The following is a 2,615-nucleotide window of genomic DNA, read 5'->3' as shown; positions in this document are numbered from 1 at the left end:
GCCCTTCATGGGTTCGGTGCGGGGCTTTTCTGCGTTCACCAGCCTTCACCAGCGTCCACCGGAATTCACCGAACCCACAGGGTCTTCGGAGCCATAGCCGCTCGGCCGCGTGCCGGGCTGGGTATCCTGGCCGCGTTCCCTGGAGGGCAGATGACAGCACAGCAGCTGGATGCCGGCGGGCCGCTCATTCCCCAGCCGGCCATGACGCGCGAAGCGCTGCGGGATGCCGTGCGGCGGATCGACATGGCGAGCCTCCCCGTGCTCGACAAGGAATGCAACGAGGCGTTCGACCGGGCTGCGGAGACCGGAGCGATCAATCCGCTGCGGTTCTTCCTGATCAAGTGGGCGACGCACGTGGCGATCCACCGGTGGCCGGCGCGGTCCGCGGCGCTCCTGGAGGCCGAACGCGTCGCCGGAGACCCGCGAGCGACGGAGCAGGAGTTCCGGGCCGCCATGGAGACGAGCAGCCGCATCCTCGCCGAGGCCCAGGCGGAGATCGGTCAGTGACCTCGCGCGGCGAGGGCGTCGAGAATGACGGCGGTTGGGCATGGGAGTGCGATCCCAGCCGGGTATGGGTGTTCGGCGATATGCCGACGGAGCAGCAGTGCCTCGTCGAGGCGGTGATGGACGGCCTGGTCGACCTGGCCTCCATGGCCATCGACCCCAAGGACGGCAGCCTCTACGAGGACCCTCACCCGATGCGGCTCCGTACCTACGAGGATGAGCATCTGCTGCTCTGGTACCAGACCATTCCGCACCGCTGCCGTGTGTACCTCAAGCGGGTCAACCTCTGACCAACCTCTGGCGACGCCCAAAGCGGTGCTGGGAGGGAAGCGATGCAAGGGGTGCCGGTGCCGTGATGGCCAGTCGGCGAGAGCGAGGGGTGTTGGCAGTGGGAGCCGGTCAGGGGCTGGGGCGGCAGTTCGGGTGGTTGTGGGCGGCGTACGCGGTGAGCACGCTCGGGACGTGGCTCGCGTTCGACGCGTTCGCCTTGATCGCGGTCCTCGTCCTGCACGCCGGGGCGACCGAGGTGTCGGTGTTGGCGGCCGCCGGGCTGGCGGTCGGTGCGGTGGTGGCGGTGCCGCTGGGCCCGTGGGTGGAGTTCCGTCGCAAGCGGCCGGTGATGGTGGCGATGGACCTGGTCCGGTTCACGGCGTTGATGAGCGTTCCGGCGGCGTACGCGATGGGCCGGCTCGGTTTCGCCCAGCTTCTGGTCGTGTCGGTCGTCGTCGGCGCAGCCGACATCGCCTTCACGGCGGCCGGCGGCGCATGTTTGAAGGCGCTGGTGAGACCGGAGGACCTGCTGGTCGCCAACGGGCGCTTCGAGTCCACGACTTGGACCGCCTCGGTGCTCGGGCCACCGCTCGGCGGGGCCGCGATCGGGCTGTTCGGTCCGGTGATGACCGTGATGGCCAACGCGGTGAGCTACCTGCTCTCGGCGCTGGGGATCCGAGCGATCGGAGGGCGGGAGCCGCAGCCGACGCAGACCGGTGCTCGGCCACGGCTGCGAGCGGGTGACCTGCTCGACGGGTGGCGGTACATCCTGGCCGATTCCGCGCTGCGGCAGCTGTTCGCCAACACCATCCTGGTGAGCGGCCTGATCATGGCGACTCAGCCACTGATGGCGGTCCTCATGCTAGGCCGCCTCGGGTTCGCGCCCTGGCAGTACGGCCTCGCCTTCGCCGTCCCCTGCCTCGGCGGCCTGATCGGCTCACGCCTGGCCCCTCGGCTCGTCGCCCGGTACGGGCAGCACAGGGTCATGTTCACCACCGGGGTACTGCGGGCGTGCTGGCTGCTCGGGTTGGCCTTCATCGGCCCGGGGGCAGCCGGGCTCGTGCTCGTCATGGCCGTCGAGTTCGGGCTGATCACCTGTATGGGAGTGTTCAACCCGGTCTTCGCCACCTTCCGGCTCGAGCGGACCCCGACAGACCGAGTGGCCCGCACCCTGGCCGCGTGGTCGGTCTCCAGCAAAGCGACGATCGCCGGGCTGACCGCCCTGTGGGGGCTCCTGGCCGGCATCACCAGCCCGCGTACGGCGATCGCGGTCGCCGGTCTCCTCATCATGACGACCCCGTTCTTGCTCCCGAGGCACAGTCAGACCCACCGGCCCGAGGCGGAGCTGCGCCGTTTTGACGGTGTGGTGGGGGAGCTGTAGAGTAGAACGGTTGCCTGGAGCTGAAAGGTTCGGCACACGCCCCCCGAGGAACGCAATTCCGACCGGGGCACCTCGACTCCTCAATCAGGATTCAGAAGCCGGGAAATCCGGTGGAAAAGTTCTGATAGAGTCGGTCTCGCCGGAAAGGGAAACGCGAAAGCGAAGAACTGGAAAGCGAACCCCGCTTCGACCGGGAATCGGACACGAGAGAGTCTGATAGAGTCGGAAACGCAAGAACAAAACGAAGAACAAAGGAAGCGCCCGGAGGAAAGCCCGAGAGGGTGAGTACGAAGGAAGCGTCCGTTCCTTGAGAACTCAACAGCGTGCCAAAAATCAACGCCAGAAGTTGATACCCCGTCCACTTCGGTGGATGAGGTTCCTTTGAAAAAGTCCTGGCCCTGACTCTGTCAGGGGCAGGCAACCGAACACAGCGAGGACGTTGTGGTCAGCCGGTCTTATT

The 2,615-nt window shown here is 67.2% G+C and carries 3 protein-coding genes; all 3 read left to right on the top strand.

All coding sequences use genetic code 11. From position 1 onward, the window contains the following. Positions 1–150: 150 nt before the first annotated feature. The 3 genes from IE207_RS32770 to IE207_RS32760 all read left to right on the top strand — a co-directional run bounded on the left by IE207_RS32770 (position 151) and on the right by IE207_RS32760 (position 2,155). Entirely contained in the window at positions 151–507 is a 357-nt protein-coding gene (locus IE207_RS32770; RefSeq protein WP_190187973.1) for a hypothetical protein, read from the top strand. An 80-nt stretch (positions 508–587) separates the two neighbouring features. After that, positions 588–794: a hypothetical protein gene (locus IE207_RS32765; RefSeq protein ID WP_190187972.1), complete on the top strand. Its 207-nt coding sequence runs from the start codon at positions 588–590 to the stop codon at positions 792–794. Positions 795–892: 98 nt separating this feature from the next. After that, positions 893–2,155, top strand: a complete 1,263-nt coding sequence (locus IE207_RS32760) for an MFS transporter (RefSeq protein ID WP_229874301.1) — start codon at positions 893–895, stop codon at positions 2,153–2,155. Positions 2,156–2,615 lie beyond the last annotated feature (460 nt).

Source organism: Streptomyces cirratus, assembly GCF_014650775.1.
GTDB classification, from domain to species: Bacteria; Actinomycetota; Actinomycetes; order Streptomycetales; family Streptomycetaceae; genus Streptomyces; species Streptomyces cirratus.
Note: the sequence above shows the minus strand (reverse complement) of the source record. Positions and strands in the feature narration are given on the sequence as shown.

What these genes read in the sequence shown, in the direction of transcription:
- IE207_RS32770 (WP_190187973.1), top strand. Translation starts at nt 151, where the DNA reads ATGACAGCACAGCAGCTGGATGCCGGCGGGCCGCTCATTCCCCAGCCG.
- IE207_RS32765 (WP_190187972.1), top strand. Translation starts at nt 588, where the DNA reads ATGCCGACGGAGCAGCAGTGCCTCGTCGAGGCGGTGATGGACGGCCTG.